15 protein-coding genes and 1 pseudogene are annotated in these 13,259 nt (G+C 72.2%); 9 read left to right on the top strand and 7 right to left on the bottom strand.

What is annotated here, in order from left to right; genetic code table 11:
* Positions 1–86 precede the first annotated feature (86 nt).
* The 3 genes from ACF09C_RS03050 to ACF09C_RS03040 form a co-directional block, all read right to left on the bottom strand.
* On the bottom strand, positions 87–773 hold the full coding sequence (locus ACF09C_RS03050; protein WP_392087985.1) for a phosphatase PAP2 family protein: 687 nt from the start codon (positions 771–773) through the stop codon (positions 87–89).
* Positions 774–838: 65 nt separating this feature from the next.
* Positions 839–1,774: a M56 family metallopeptidase gene (locus ACF09C_RS03045; RefSeq protein WP_392087983.1), complete on the bottom strand. Its 936-nt coding sequence runs from the start codon at positions 1,772–1,774 to the stop codon at positions 839–841.
* 104 nt (positions 1,775–1,878) lie between these two features.
* Positions 1,879–2,439: a DUF5134 domain-containing protein gene (locus tag ACF09C_RS03040; protein WP_392087981.1), complete on the bottom strand. Its 561-nt coding sequence runs from the start codon at positions 2,437–2,439 to the stop codon at positions 1,879–1,881.
* Between the two features lie 146 nt (positions 2,440–2,585).
* Between ACF09C_RS03040 and ACF09C_RS03035 the strand changes: the two genes are divergently transcribed.
* Positions 2,586–3,137, top strand: a complete 552-nt coding sequence (locus tag ACF09C_RS03035) for a GNAT family N-acetyltransferase (RefSeq protein WP_392087979.1) — start codon at positions 2,586–2,588, stop codon at positions 3,135–3,137.
* Between the two features lie 112 nt (positions 3,138–3,249).
* On the opposite strand, the gene ACF09C_RS03030 is transcribed toward ACF09C_RS03035, so the two are convergent.
* The 3 genes from ACF09C_RS03030 to ACF09C_RS03020 form a co-directional block, all read right to left on the bottom strand.
* On the bottom strand, positions 3,250–3,933 hold the full coding sequence (locus ACF09C_RS03030) for a glycerophosphodiester phosphodiesterase (RefSeq protein WP_392087976.1): 684 nt from the start codon (positions 3,931–3,933) through the stop codon (positions 3,250–3,252).
* A gap of 146 nt (positions 3,934–4,079) precedes the next feature.
* Positions 4,080–4,754 (bottom strand): response regulator, encoded by a 675-nt coding sequence (locus tag ACF09C_RS03025; RefSeq protein ID WP_392087974.1) that lies wholly within the window; start codon positions 4,752–4,754, stop codon positions 4,080–4,082.
* Complete coding sequence (locus ACF09C_RS03020) at positions 4,751–4,954, bottom strand: hypothetical protein (protein WP_392087971.1); 204 nt, start codon at positions 4,952–4,954, stop codon at positions 4,751–4,753. Before ACF09C_RS03020 ends, ACF09C_RS03025 begins: the two co-directional genes overlap by 4 nt.
* 384 nt (positions 4,955–5,338) lie before the next feature.
* Between ACF09C_RS03020 and ACF09C_RS03015 the strand changes: the two are divergent.
* A pseudogene (locus ACF09C_RS03015) lies at positions 5,339–5,698 on the top strand (ABC transporter ATP-binding protein); the annotation flags it as partial.
* Entirely contained in the window at positions 5,695–6,576 is an 882-nt protein-coding gene (locus ACF09C_RS03010) for an ABC transporter permease subunit (RefSeq protein WP_392087968.1), read from the top strand. The pseudogene ACF09C_RS03015 and the gene ACF09C_RS03010, both read left to right, overlap by 4 nt.
* 19 nt (positions 6,577–6,595) lie before the next feature.
* Here the strand turns inward: ACF09C_RS03010 and ACF09C_RS03005 are convergent, their stop codons facing one another.
* A complete protein-coding gene (locus ACF09C_RS03005) occupies positions 6,596–7,159 on the bottom strand; it encodes a PadR family transcriptional regulator (RefSeq protein WP_392087966.1) in 564 nt (187 codons plus the stop codon).
* A 97-nt stretch (positions 7,160–7,256) separates the two neighbouring features.
* On the opposite strand from ACF09C_RS03005, the gene ACF09C_RS03000 reads away from it, so the two are divergent.
* The 6 genes from ACF09C_RS03000 (at position 7,257) to ACF09C_RS02975 (ending at position 13,233) form a co-directional block, all read left to right on the top strand.
* Positions 7,257–8,471 carry an LLM class flavin-dependent oxidoreductase gene (locus ACF09C_RS03000; RefSeq protein ID WP_392087964.1) on the top strand — a complete coding sequence of 405 codons (1,215 nt, stop codon included), beginning with the start codon at positions 7,257–7,259 and terminating at the stop codon, positions 8,469–8,471.
* Between the two features lie 80 nt (positions 8,472–8,551).
* Positions 8,552–9,958, top strand: coding sequence for a DUF6421 family protein (locus tag ACF09C_RS02995; RefSeq protein ID WP_392087961.1), 1,407 nt, complete (start codon positions 8,552–8,554; stop codon positions 9,956–9,958).
* 29 nt (positions 9,959–9,987) lie between these two features.
* The gene (locus ACF09C_RS02990; RefSeq protein WP_392087958.1) at positions 9,988–10,746 is read left to right on the top strand and encodes an SDR family NAD(P)-dependent oxidoreductase; all 759 of its coding nucleotides are present in this window, start codon (positions 9,988–9,990) and stop codon (positions 10,744–10,746) included.
* The gene (locus ACF09C_RS02985) at positions 10,725–11,834 is read left to right on the top strand and encodes a threonine aldolase family protein (RefSeq protein ID WP_392087956.1); all 1,110 of its coding nucleotides are present in this window, start codon (positions 10,725–10,727) and stop codon (positions 11,832–11,834) included. The genes ACF09C_RS02990 and ACF09C_RS02985 overlap by 22 nt, the downstream gene beginning before the upstream one ends.
* Before the next feature lie 94 nt (positions 11,835–11,928).
* The gene (locus tag ACF09C_RS02980) at positions 11,929–12,507 is read left to right on the top strand and encodes a transglutaminase domain-containing protein (protein WP_392087954.1); all 579 of its coding nucleotides are present in this window, start codon (positions 11,929–11,931) and stop codon (positions 12,505–12,507) included.
* A 33-nt stretch (positions 12,508–12,540) separates the two neighbouring features.
* Positions 12,541–13,233, top strand: coding sequence for a B3/4 domain-containing protein (locus ACF09C_RS02975; RefSeq protein ID WP_392087951.1), 693 nt, complete (start codon positions 12,541–12,543; stop codon positions 13,231–13,233).
* Positions 13,234–13,259: the final 26 nt, after the last annotated feature.

Here is a 13,259-nt window from a genome sequence, read left to right as displayed (position 1 = left end):
GCAGCCTGCTGTCGCGCCTTCATGGCTGGTCAGCGGGGTGGCCGTCTGTTCTGGGCGACGCGGGGGATCGTCCAGGACAGGCGGCTTCACGTCGTTTCTCCCATTCTGCTCCGGTCCGGGCCCGATGAGGCCGGTCGCCCGGTTCTCCGTCCCTGGCCGCCGTAGCGGCGGTACGTGATGATCGCCACAGCCACCACGCACCAGCCGAGCAGCCAGCCCGCGACGACGTCCGTCGGCCAGTGCACGCCCAGGTAGAGCCGGGTCCACCCGGCGCCGGCCACGGAGACCACGGCCGTCACCGCGAGCACGCTCCAGCCGCGCCAGGTGTCCCGCCAGTGCAGGGCCGCCACCCAGAGCAGCAGCCCGCACCCCACCGTCGCCGTCAGGGCGTGTCCCGAGGGGAAGGCCGCGTACTGCGCCGAGTCGACCGGATCCGGCCACACGGGCCGCTCGCGGCCGACCGCCGCCTTGAGCGCCTGCTGCACCCCCGCGGCCACCAGGAGCGTGCCCACGAGCCAGACGGCGAGCCACCGCTCGCGCCGCCACCACAGCGCCAGCGCCGCGACGGCCACCAGCACACGCATCGTCCACGGATCCCAGACCCAGTCGCTCAGGACACGGTTGACCCCCGTGAACCCCGGCTCGGCGACGGCGCTGCGGTGCAGGGACTCGACGATCGACCGGTCGAGCGAGAGCAGCGGCGACCACCCCACTCCCACCAGCACGAGCAGCACCACGAGCAGAGCGGCGGAGACCACGGCGGAGGAGCGCATGGGTCGATCTTCCCCGACCCGCGACCCGGCGCGGTGCCGCGCCCCCTCGCGGGCGCGCTCCGGTGCTAACCGAGCGCCCGCAGCGCGGGGACGAAGGCCACCAGGACGGGCACCACAGGGACCAGCGCGGCGGCGGCCGTCAGCCGCAACCGGCGCACCGGCGTCAGCCGGGGAGCGGCCGTGAGGAGCCGGTTCACCCGCCGGGGGAGGTCCGCGCCGGACGTCGTGCCGGGGCCGAACACCCCACGCTCCTCGTTGAGTTCGACAAGGGCCAGGGCGATCGTCAGCCGCCCGAACCGCCGCGAGGCGACATCGTCGGCCGCCAGCTCCACCAACCGGTGCATCTGGTCGCGGAAGGCCGCGAAGACCGGGATGCCGGGGAACCCGTTCGCCAGCGCGCCCGAGCAGTGCAGCAGCCAGTCGTGGCGCGCCCGTGCGTGTCCCTGCTCGTGGGCGAGGACGGCGTCGAGCTGGCGGCCCTTCAGCCGGCGCAGTGCCGCCGTCGTGATGACCAGCTGGGGCGTGGTGCCCGCCAGCCACCAGGCGTCCGGCCGCTCGCCCTCCAGGACCACCAGGGCCTCGCTGCCCGGCTCCTCTCCCGGCAACAGCGGGGAACGGACGAGCAGTTCGCGGCGCCGCCGCCGGCGGCGGGCCCGCGCGCCGCGGATCTCCCGGGTCAGCATCGCGCAAGTCCACAGCCCGCCGCAGGCGAGGACCACGGCCAGCGCCGCCGACCAGGGCTGGTGCGCGCCCAGTTCGTACGCCTCGATCACCTGGCGCGGCGCGGGGGCGAAGACCTGACCGCGCACCACGTGCCAGGCGGCGGCCGCGCTGAACGTCATCGACAGCGCGAAGCAGAGGAGGACGGCCGCCACCACGCACTGCCACACCCAGAGCGCCACCACGGGCTCGCGTTCCGCCCAGTCGGACCGCGCGAGCAGTCGTGGGGCCGCGACGGCGGTCAGGACGCCGAGCGCGAGCAACGCGAGGGAGACCAACATGGCGTCAGCCTATGAGGCCGTGCTACGTCTGGGTAACGGCCCGGCGCGCCAAGTGACGTACGCCACGGCTTCCCCGGACGCTCCGACACCCCGCCGCGCCCGGCTCAGAGCGTGACGAGCATCGCCAGCATCGCGAGGGCCATCGACAGTCGGCACACGAGCGTGAACTCGGGCCGTACGACCCACATCGGCGCCGGACCGCCCGCGGCGGCGGCCACCTGTCCGGGGACCGGGACGAGCCGGGCGCCCTGGTGGAGCACGTACACCACGAAGTAGACGAGCAGCGCGCCCGTCACCAGCGGCAGGCCCCCACCGCCCCCGTGGCCGCCGTGCGCCGCGCCCTGGCCCGCCCCGGGCCACGCCATGTGCACCATCGCCAGCGAACCCACCAGGTGGTGCAGATGGTGACCGCCGCGCCGCAGCGAGCCGAGCGCGTGCAGCGCCGCGGCCCCGAACACCGCCGCGTACACCGCCCACGACCAGGCCGGCGGGGTCACGACCGTCGCGGGCAGCGCCATCGCCGCCATCCCGAACCCCATCACCGCCTCACCGGCGGCCGTCCTGCGCTCCTCTCCCGCACAGCGACGCGCCCGCAGCAGGCAGTAGACCGCGCTCGCCCCGCACAGCGTCAGCAACAGCCAGGCCGTCACGGCCGGTCCGTGCACGACACACCTCCCGTGGTCTCCCCTCCGCATGGATGCCCGCGGCCGAACCCGCGTACGCGAGCGCACAGGCGTACACGGGGGAGCACGCCCCGAGCGCGTTACGCTCGGGGGGATCACCCGCGCCCCCGAGGGGAGACCCGTACAGCATGGACACCGCCACGCCCCAGGACACCGACCTGATCGCCTACCGCGACGCGGTCGAGGCCGACGTCCCGGTCCTCGTCCCCCTCGTCGAATCGGCGTACCGGGGCGACTCCAGCCGGGCCGGCTGGACCACGGAGGCGGACATCCTCCAGGGGCAGCGCACCGACGAGGAGGGCGTCCGCGCCGTCATCACCACGCCCGGCAGCCGGCTCATGGTGGTGGAGCGCGGCGACGAGATCGTCGCCTGCTGCCAGCTCGAACACCGGGACGAGGCCGCCTACTTCGGCATGTTCGCCGTGCGTCCCGAACTCCAGGGCGCGGGCCTCGGCCGCCGGATCATCGAGGAGGCGGAGCGCCGGGTCCGGGAGATGTGGGGCGTGACCGAGATGCACATGACCGTGATCTCGGTGCGCGAGGAGCTCATCGCCTGGTACGAGCGGCGCGGCTACCGCCGTACGGGCCGGATGACCCCGTTCCCGTACGGCGACGACCGCTTCGGTCTCCCGCAGCGGGAGGACCTGCAGTTCGAGCTCTTGGTCAAGCCGCTGGCCTGAGCCCCGGGCGGGACCCCGTGCCTGAGGGGGACCCCGTGCCTGAGGGGGACCCCGTGCCTGAGGGGGGACCCCGTGCCTGAGGGGGACCCCGTGCCTGAGCCGGGGCCCCGGCTCAGGCCGTGAAGCGGCCGGTGCGGCGGATCTCCGGGTAGTCGGTCGTCGCGCCGTCCAGCTCGAGGGCGCGGACCAGCCGCAGGTGGTCCTGGGTGTTGACCACCCAGCCGATCACCCGGAGCCCCTCCGCGTGGGCGTGCTCGACGGTCTCCAGCGTGAGGTTCCGGATGCTCAGGACGAGCGCCCCGGCGCCGACGGCCTTCGCCCGGTCCACGAGGTCCGGTCCCCACTCCTCGGCGACCAGAGCCGTACGGACTCCGGGGACCAGGTGCGCCACCTCGGCGAGGGCCTCGTCGTGGAAGGAGAGCACCTCCACGCGGCCGACCAGGTCGCGCCGGACCATCACCTCGGCGAGCGCGCGGGCCGCCGCCGCGTCCTTGATCTCGGCCTGGAGCGGGGACCGCACCGCGTCCAGGACCTCCTCGAAGACGGGGACGCGCTCCCCGCCCCCCGCGTCGAGCTCCCGCAGCTCCGCGAGGGTCTTCTCGGCGATCGGGCCGCTGCCGTCGGTGGTCCGGCCGACGTCCGCGTCGTGCATGACGACGAGGGCGCCGTCCTTGCTCAGGTGCAGGTCCAGTTCGATGACGTCCATGCCGGCCCGTTCGGCGCGGACGAAGGAACGCAGGGTGTTCTCGGGCTCGACGCCCATGACTCCGCGGTGACCGATGGTGAGGAAACTCAAGATCTTCTCGCTTCCGTCGATGTCCGGGCCCGGGTCCCTCCGGGCTCCCGGTGCGGCTCGGGGCGCAGCCTAATGACTTCACCGGAAGAAGGAAGCGCATGCGCGCGGGGCGTCGGAAGCCACCCCTCCAGACCGCACCCGCCCGGTCAGCGCGACGGCGACACCAGGCCCAGCTCGTAGGCGATGATGACGAGCTGGACCCGGTCACGGGCCGCCAGCTTGGTGAACAGCCGCCCCACGTGGGCCTTGGCCGTGGCGGGGCTGATGAAGAGCCGGGCGGCGATCTCGGCGTTGGACAGTCCGCTTCCGACCAGGGTGAGCACCTCCCGTTCGCGGTCGGTGATGCCCTCGACCGCTCCGGGCGGAGGCGGCCCGGCACCGGGTGCGGGGCGGGCCGCGAAGTCCTGGATGAGGCGGCGGGTCACGCTCGGCGCGATCAGGGCGTCGCCGACGGCGACCACCCGGATGGCGGCGAGGATGTCGTCGAGGTCCATGTCCTTGACGAGGAATCCGCTCGCGCCCGCGCGCAGCGCGCCGTAGACGTACTCGTCGTCGTCGAAGGTGGTGAGGACGAGGACCCGTGCCGGGCTCGGGCCCGCCGTGATCAGCGCGGTCGCCTCGATGCCGTTCATCCCGGGCATCCGGATGTCCATGACCACCACGTCGGGCCGGAGCTCCTGAGCCAGCCGGACCGCCTGGTCGCCCGTCCCCGCCTCTCCCACGATCTCGAGGCCGGCGCTGTCCGCGACGAGGACACGCAGCCCGGCGCGCACCAGCGGCTGGTCGTCGACGAGCACGACACGGACAGCGGGCGCGGTCATCGCGCCTCCTCGGGCACGGGCAGCCGGGCCGCGACCCGAAAGCCGCCCCCTGGGAGGGGACCGGCGGCGAACCGGCCGTCCAGCAGGGCGGCCCGCTCGCGCATCCCGGTGATGCCGTAACCGGTGCCGGCTGCGGTGGGCCCGTGACCGCGGTCGGTGATCTCGATGGACAGTTCGGCCTCCTCGTAGTCGATGACCACCCGTCCTGCCCGCCCCGGGGGTGGGCGGCCACGGCGATCTGCACGGTGAGGGCGGAGGCCGCGGCGACGAGCGCGGTCCGGCGCCTCAGGGTCGCGGCGATCCAGCCCACGGCGACATCGGTCACCAGCGCCTGCAGACAGCCGATCTGCCACGCCTGCCCCGGCGCCGTGAAGGGGAGGGCCGCGGCCAGGTTCGAGGCCGCCACCACCGTCGCGGCGAGCGAACCGGCCAGGATCAGCGCCAGGGTCGGCACCGGGCGCCTGAGCAGCAGGGGGAGTGCCAGAACCGACAGGGCGGCCGGCAGCAGGAGCCGTATCCCGGTGGGCTCACGCTCGTGGAACACCGCGAGGTACAGCAGGACCGGGTAGGCGAGCGCACCGCACCATCTGATGCGCGAGATGGAGCACACCGCCGAGCAGCTGATCGTCATCGGCCGGGGCGAAGTGATCGCCGCGGAGAGCCTGGCCGCGTTCGCGGCCCGCGGCACCCGGCTGAGCGTGTCCCTCCGCACCCCCGACAGCGCGGCACTGACGGCCGCCCTCACCGCGGAAGGGGCGGCCGTCCACCACGAGGACGACGGCTCGTGCACCGTGACCGGCCTGAGCGCGGACCGCGTCGGCGAGCTCGCCTTCCACCACCACGTCCTGCTCCACGAACTCGCACCACGCTCCGCCTCCCTGGAGGAGGCCTTCATGGGACTCACCGCCGGAAGCACCGAATACAGCGCAGGAGAGGCACGATGACCGTACGGACGGTGTCCGCACCGAAGGCGCGCGCGGCCGGCCTCGACTCCCCGGCCCGGTTCCGGCACCTCCTCACCGCCGAGTGGATCAAACTGTTCTCGCTGCGTTCCACCTACTGGGTCCTCGGACTCGGCCCGCTCGCGGTCATCGGCATCAACGTGAACTCGGCCCGGAGCAACGCGGAGCGTCTGGCGCAACAGCCCGAACTGCCTCCCGCCCCGCCACCCGGCATGCCCGCCAAGCCCGAGATGCTCTTCGATCCCCTCGCGGCGGCCTTCGTCGACCCGGCCTGGCAGCTCCTCATGATCGTCGCCGGCAGCGTCGGCGCCCTCGCGGTCTTCGGCGAGTACACCACCGGACTCATCCGCACCACCTTCGCCGCCGTCCCCGCGCGCCGCGCGGTGATGTCGGCCAAGGCGATCGTCATGGCGGCGGTCGTGCTCGTCCTCGGAACGGCCGTCGCGGGCGCGTCTTTCGGTGCGACCCAGGCGATCCTGCGCGACCACCACGGCATGTCCCTGGGCGACCCGGGAGCCCTGCGGGCCGTCGTCGCCTCCGCGCTGCTCGCACCGCTCTGCGCCCTCGTCGGCATGGCCCTCGGCGCCCTCGTCCGGCATGCGGCGGGCACCGTCGTGGCGGTCGTCGGCGTACTCCTCCTGCTGCCGTCGCTCTTCCTGGGCGAGACCTACCGGTGGGCCAAGGAGATCGGCAACGCGATGCCGCTCACCGCCTGGCGCGCCCTGGTCGAGAACCCCGCGCGGGACTACGGAGCGGAGAAGTACCCGGTGTCGGTCACCGAGGCGTGGACCGTGTTCGGGGCGTGGTCGCTGGTCGCGGTGGTGGTCGCCGTGGCCGTCGTGCACCGACGCGACGTGTGAGCGGTGCGCGCCCGCTTCCCTAGGATCCGCCCGGGGAACCCCCGGGCGGGCCCAGCTCCGCCAGGTCCGTCAGCATCGCCTCCGAGAGTTCCAGTTCCGCCAGGTGCTGCCGTACGCTCCAGCGGAGCGCCACGGCCGGATGGCGCCACTGCGGGGCGGACTCCGCGTGGGCCAGGGCATCCCTGGCCTCCTTCAGCTCCGCCCGCGTCCGCTCGATGTGCTCCTCCACCAGCGCGCGCAGCCGGTCGGGCTCGGCGAGGTGCCCGAGCCACACCCGCAGGACCAGCGGGTGCTTCAGGACCACCGCGCCGCCGCCGTCGCCGCCTGCCCAGGCCGCCAGCGCGGCCCGGCCCGCCTCCGTGATCGCGTACCGCCGCTTCGTCCGGGGCTCGTCGGGACCCGAGCGCGCGGACGTCACGTAGCCGCACGATTCGAGCCGGCGCAGCTCCGCGTAGATCTGGCTGATCGCGGGCGACCAGTAGAAGAAGCGCAGCGACGCGTCCGCCCACTTCTTCAGCTCGTATCCGGTGCGCTCGCCGGGGAACGACAGCAGGCCGAGCACCGCCCACGCCGTCTGCGGCAATCCCCGCTCCGGCTCTTGCCTCTTCTGGGGCTGACGACTAGTCATATGACGAATTGAAAGAGAGGGCAGCATCCCGAGACAAGCCCCTGGAGGGCATGTGCAGTTCTCCGTGATCTTCGAGGCGCAGCTGGCCGACCCCACCGTGGTCCACGAGCACCAGGTCATCCACGACTGCGTCGAGCAGGCCGTGCTGGCCGAGGAGATGGGGTTCGACCGAGTCTGGGCGGTCGAGCACCACTCCCTGAAGTGGTACGCCCACATGTCCGCACCCGAGGTCTTCCTCAGCTATGTCGCCGCGCGCACGAGCCGGATCCGCGTCGGGCACGGTGTGGTCTGCATGCCGTTCAACTTCAACCACCCCGCCCGGGTCGCCGAGCGCGCCGCGATGCTCGACCTGCTCTCCGGCGGCCGCCTCGACCTCGGCGCGGGGCGCGGCGGCACCGCGCAGGAGACCTCGCTGTGCGGGGTCGACCGGGACCGCACCACCCAGGAGGTCGAGGACGCGCTCCGCATCATCGGCCGGGCCTGGCAGAACGACGAGCTGGAGTACCGCTCCGAACTGATCAGGATCGATCCGCATCCGATCCTGCCCCGCCCGCGCCAGACCCCGCATCCGCCCCTCTTCCTCGCCTGCAGCCGTACCGAGACCCTCGTCCAGGCCGCCGAGCTCGGCATCGGCGCGCTGGTGATGGGCTTCGCCGGGCCCGAGTCGATCGCCGGGATGCGCCGCGTCTACGACACCGCGCGCGCCGAGCGCACGGGGGAGCGGTTCGTCTCCACGGTCGTCAACGACCACTTCTCCGTGCTCTGCCCCACGATCGTCCTCGACGACCGGGCCGAGGCGCGCCGGATCGGCATCCGGGGCCAGCGGTTCTTCGCGCAGTCGATCGGCCACTGGTACGGCGGCGCCGGCATCCCCGACGAGGCGGTGGTGGACGGCGCCGACGAGGCGGCGGAGATGCGCCGCGCCGCCGAGCAGGTCGAGGCGCGGCTGCACGAGCAGTCCATCCCGGTCCGCCCCACCGCTACGGCCACCTTCAACGCCGACCACGCCTACGGCACCGCCGAGGACGCGATCGCGTACGTGGAGCGGCTGCGGGCCGCGGGGGCCGACGAGGTCATGTGTCTGATGCAGATGGGGACCGTGCCGCAGGAGGCCTGTCTGGAGACCCTGCGTCAATGGGGCGACAAGGTCATCCCGCATTTCACCGGCAGGAGCCTGGCCGACGGACGGCCCCAGGACGCGGATGCGCGTGCCGAAACAGCATCGGACAGGAAAATCAGCGGTGACCATGGGGGTGTCGCAGGATAATTTCTCTTGCTCCTCTTGTCCGGAGGAACCTCGGGCGGATACGGTGTCTTGACGCGAGGTTCTCCTGTGGAGGAAGTGAAATGACGGAAATTCTTGTGGCTGATGCGACCGGTGGGGGGATAGCTACCGCTGCTCCGGTGATCCAGCACCCTGCCTGGCCCGAGCTCAAGAATGCCGTGGAGGAGATCCGTCCGTGGCAGAGCAAGGACGGATCCATCGACCTCGACGCCGAGGGCGCGCCGTCCCGCGCCCTCGTCGAGGCCACCGTCGAGCGGCTCACGACCGCGGTGGAGCAGCTCTCCCCGCTCGTCCCGCACGACGCCGCGTACCACCGTGCGCTCGTCGCCGACCTGCGCAAGTGGGCCGAGGGCGGCTTCGAGGTCCCGGACTTCCTGGACTCGCTCCTCGCCTTCCAGCCGGCCGCCGACCGCCAGGACGGGCTGCAGCACCTGGTGCTCTTCCCGATGTACACCCAGAACGGCAACCCGGACCGCAACCTCGAAGCGGTCGTGCTGCGCATGGTCTGGCCGGAGTGGCTCTCCGACCTCGAGGCCACCCGCTACGACAACCCGCTGTTCTGCGGCATCACCTTCGAGGACTTCACCGCCGGTTACGACACCAACTCGGCCGTCCTCTTCCCCGAGACCATCGCCGTGCGCGAGGCCCCCGAGCGCTTCAGCTGGGGCGGCATCTTCTGCGACCGCGAGGCCGCCCGCTTCCGCAAGGTCACCGAGGCCGCCGTCGACATCCTCGGCATCGAGCTGCCCGAGGACATCGCGGCCATGGTCGAGGACCAGAAGCGCTGCGAGGCCGCCTTCGTGCTCTGGGACATGGTCCACGACCGCACCCACAGCCACGGCGACCTGCCGTTCGACCCCTTCATGATCAAGCAGCGCCAGCCGTTCTGGATGTACGGCCTGGAGGAGCTGCGCTGCGACCTCACCGCCTTCAAGGAGGCCGTGAAGCTGGAGGCCGAGGGCAACGCCCACGGGCGCGACGTGCAGTACGCCGTGCTCTTCGACCGGATGTTCCGCTTCCCGGTCACCGGCGACCGCACCCGCAACTACGACGGACTGGGCGGTCAGCTCCTCTTCGCGTACCTCCACAAGCACGACGTGGTGCGCTGGACGGACAACAAGCTGAAGATCGACTGGAACCGCGCCCCCGAGGTCACCAACCAGCTCTGCGCCGAGATCGAGCAGCTGTACCGCGACGGCATCGACCGCCCGAAGCTGGTCCACTGGTTCAAGGCGTACGACCTCGTCTCCACCTACCTCGCCCCGCACCCGGGATCGAAGTGGGCCAAGGGCCCCGACGCCCTCGACCTGACCCTCCCGCCCCGCAAGCTCGTCGACGACGTGCTTCCGGACGAGTTTCCGCTGAGCATGTTCTATGAGGCCCTCTCCAAGAAGCTGAAGGGCGTGATCGCCGCGACCAAGGGCATCACCGCCGCGAACGCTTCGCGGGCCGAGCAGGCTGCCGCGTGAACCCTGTCACGGAGGAGGAGGGGACGACCATGAACGGCAACGGGAACGGCGGGCCGCTTGAGGGCGCCGTCATCGCGGTCGCGGGTGCGGCCGGTCCGGCCGGCCGGGCGACGCTGATGCGCCTCGCCGAAGCGGGCGCCATCGTCGTCGGCGCCGACGCCGACCCGGCCCGTCTCGCCGAGGCCGTCGACGCCGCCCGGTACGCCCACGGCGGTGCCACGGTCATCGGCGACACGGTCGACCTCTTCGACCTCGGTGCCGCCCGGGAGTGGGCCGACAAGACCGAGAAGGAGTTCGGCCGGATCGACGGTCTGGTCCACCTCGTCGGCGGCTGGCGCGGCAGCTCCTCCTTCGCCGAGACCGACCTGGCCGACTGGAACTTCCTCGAGAAGCTCCTCATCCGTACCGTCCAGTCCACCTCGCTCGCCTTCCACGAGCCGCTGCTCCGCAGCGACCGCGGCCGCTATGTGCTGATCAGCGCCGCCGGCGCGTCGAAGCCGACCGCGGGGAACGCGGCGTACGCCTCGGCCAAGGCCGCGGCCGAGGCCTGGACGCTCGCCATGGGCGACGACTTCCGCAAGGCGGGGGGCGACGAAGGCCCCAAGGCGGCGGCTGCGATCCTGGTGATCAAGGCACTGGTGCACGACGCGATGCGCGCCGAGCGCCCGAATGCGAAGTTCGCGGGCTTCACCGACGTGAAGGATCTGGCCGACGAGATCGCCTCCGTCTGGGAGCGGCCCGCACAGGAAGTGAATGGACAGCGTCTGTGGCTGACCCCCAAGCCGTGAACCCGGCCCTCGCCGCCGGCCTGCCCGCGAAGACCGACGCCCGTCGTCACCACGACCCGTCGGTCCGGGGCTTCGCCAGCGACAACTACGCGGGCGTCCACCCCGAGGTGCTCGCGGCCGTCGCGCTCGCCAACGAAGGACACCAGATCGCGTACGGGGAGGACGAGTACACCGACCACCTCCAGCGGATCATGCACAGCCACTTCGGGCCGAACGCCGAGGCCTTCCCGGTCTTCAACGGCACCGGCGCGAACGTCACCGCCCTGCAGGCGCTGACCGACCGCTGGGGCGCGGTGATCTGCGCCGAGTCCGCGCACATCAACGTGGACGAGGGCGGTGCCCCGGAGCGGATGGGCGGGCTCAAGCTGCTCACCGTGCCCACCCCGGACGGCAAGCTCACCCCCGAGCTGATCGACCGGCAGGCCTGGGGCTGGGAGGACGAGCACCGCGCCATGCCGCAGGTCGTCTCGATCACCCAGAACACCGAGCTGGGCACGGTCTACACCGTGGACGAGATCCGGGCCATCGTGGAGCACGCGCACGGCAAGGGCATGAAGGTGCACCTCGACGGCGCCCGGATAGCCAACGCCGCCGCGTCCCTGAACGTGCCGATGCGGGCGTTCACCAACGCGGTCGGCGTCGACGTGATCTCCTACGGCGGCACCAAGAACGGCATGATGTTCGGCGAGGCCGTGGTCGTCCTCAACCCGGACGCCGTCAGCCACATGAAGCACCTGCGCAAGCTGTCCATGCAGCTCGCCTCCAAGATGCGCTTCGTGTCGGTGCAGCTGGAGGCGCTGCTCGCCAAGGACCTGTGGCTGCGCAACGCCCAGCACGCCAACGCGATGGCGCAGCGCCTCGCGGCGGGTGTGCGGGAGGTGGACGGGGTGGAGATCCTCTACCCGGTCCAGGCCAACGCGGTCTTCGCGCGGCTCCCGCACGAGGTGTCCACCCGGCTGCAGAAGCGCTTCCGCTTCTACTTCTGGGACGAGGCGGCGGGCGACGTGCGCTGGATGTGCTCCTTCGACACCACGGAGGACGACGTCGACGCCTTCCTGCAGGCGCTGAAGGAGGAGATGGCGCGCTAGCGCCCCTCACCGACTGCTCCACGATCAACATAAGTATGCGGCGGACCGGAAATCCATTGACTTCCGGTCCGCTGTCTTTCTAGGGTCCCCGGCTATGGAGCTCATCCAGCAGGACCCCGAACTCTCCGCGTACCTCGCAGCCGACGAGGTCATCGACCATGACCACCCCGTCGTCCGGGAGACCGCCGCCGCGCTGCGCGCCCGTCATCCCGACGTATACGCATACGCCCGGGCCGCGTACGAGTTCGTACGGGACGAGATTCCGCACTCCAGCGACACCGGCGACCCCCGCGTCACCTGGCGCGCCTCCGACGTCCTCGCGCGGCGCACCGGGATCTGTCACGCCAAGGCCCACGCCCTCGCCGCGCTGCTGCGGGCCGAGTCGATCCCGGCCGCGCTCGGCTACCAGAAGTTCGAGGTGCTCCACGGTCTGGTCGCGATCCGGCTGCCCGGCGCGGCGACCTGGCACCGGCAGGATCCCCGGGGCGGGGAGCCGGGCCGGGAGGCCGCGTTCTCGCTGGGGGAGGAGCGGCTGGCGTTCCTGCCGGACCCGGAGTTCAATGAAATGGACTACGCAGTGCTGTACGCTGTACCGCATGCGGGAGTGGTGAGCGCCATGCGGACGGCGCGGGACAGCTCGGAGCTCCTGCGGATCCTGCCGGCCGATCTCTGACGCCGTCGCACGCCCTCCGACGCAAGGACGACCATGCCCCTCACCCTGACCGTCTCCGACGAGGTGCGCGCCCTCGTCCCCGGCTTCACGCACCTCGCCGTCGAGGCGCACGGGCTGGTCAACGGCCCCAGTGACGAGACGAGTTCGGCCCTGCTCGACGACGCGGCCCGGCGCCTCGCCGAACGGCTCGACGGCCGGACCCCGGACCAGGACCCGCACATCGCCGCCTGGCGCGCCGCGTACTCCGCGTTCGGCGCCAAGCCCTCCCGTACCCGCAACTCCGCCGAGGCACTGGCCAAGCGCGCGCTCGCCGACGGGGGACTGCCCCGCATCAACCGGCTCGTCGACGCCTACAACGCCATCAGCGTCGCCCATCTGATCCCCGCCGGCGGCGAGGATCTCGACCGCGTCCAGGGCGCCATGCGCCTCGTCCGGGCCACCGGCGACGAGCCGTTCGTGACCGTGGCGGGCGGCGCGGAGACCGTGGAGCACCCGGAGCCGGGCGAGATCGTCTGGTGCGACGACGCAGGCGTCACCTGCCGGCGCTGGAACTGGCGCCAGGGGCCGCGCACCCGGATCGACGACGCGACGGTGAACGCGATCTTCCTGCTGGAGTCGCTCGCGCCCATGACGCGCGAGGAGCTGCTCGCCGCCGGGGCGGAGCTTGCCGAGTCGCTGGAGAAGCTGAGCCCCGGGGCGCGGATCACGGTCCGCGACCCGGAGTAGGGGCACGGTGGGCCTACCGCCTACCG

Source organism: Streptomyces sp. NPDC014870 (assembly GCF_043081505.1).
GTDB lineage: Bacteria > Actinomycetota > Actinomycetes > Streptomycetales > Streptomycetaceae > Streptomyces.
Note: the sequence above shows the minus strand (reverse complement) of the source record. Positions and strands in the feature narration are given on the sequence as shown.

Coding starts and splice junctions, on each gene's coding strand:
- ACF09C_RS03045 (WP_392087983.1), bottom strand. CDS start 1,774: ATGTTGGTCTCCCTCGCGTTGCTCGCGCTCGGCGTCCTGACCGCCGTC.
- ACF09C_RS03050 (WP_392087985.1), bottom strand. CDS start 773: ATGCGCTCCTCCGCCGTGGTCTCCGCCGCTCTGCTCGTGGTGCTGCTC.
- ACF09C_RS02990 (WP_392087958.1), top strand. CDS start 9,988: ATGAACGGCAACGGGAACGGCGGGCCGCTTGAGGGCGCCGTCATCGCG.
- ACF09C_RS02975 (WP_392087951.1), top strand. CDS start 12,541: ATGCCCCTCACCCTGACCGTCTCCGACGAGGTGCGCGCCCTCGTCCCC.
- ACF09C_RS03010 (WP_392087968.1), top strand. CDS start 5,695: ATGACCGTACGGACGGTGTCCGCACCGAAGGCGCGCGCGGCCGGCCTC.
- ACF09C_RS02995 (WP_392087961.1), top strand. CDS start 8,552: ATGACGGAAATTCTTGTGGCTGATGCGACCGGTGGGGGGATAGCTACC.
- ACF09C_RS03025 (WP_392087974.1), bottom strand. CDS start 4,754: ATGACCGCGCCCGCTGTCCGTGTCGTGCTCGTCGACGACCAGCCGCTG.
- ACF09C_RS02980 (WP_392087954.1), top strand. CDS start 11,929: ATGGAGCTCATCCAGCAGGACCCCGAACTCTCCGCGTACCTCGCAGCC.
- ACF09C_RS03035 (WP_392087979.1), top strand. CDS start 2,586: ATGGACACCGCCACGCCCCAGGACACCGACCTGATCGCCTACCGCGAC.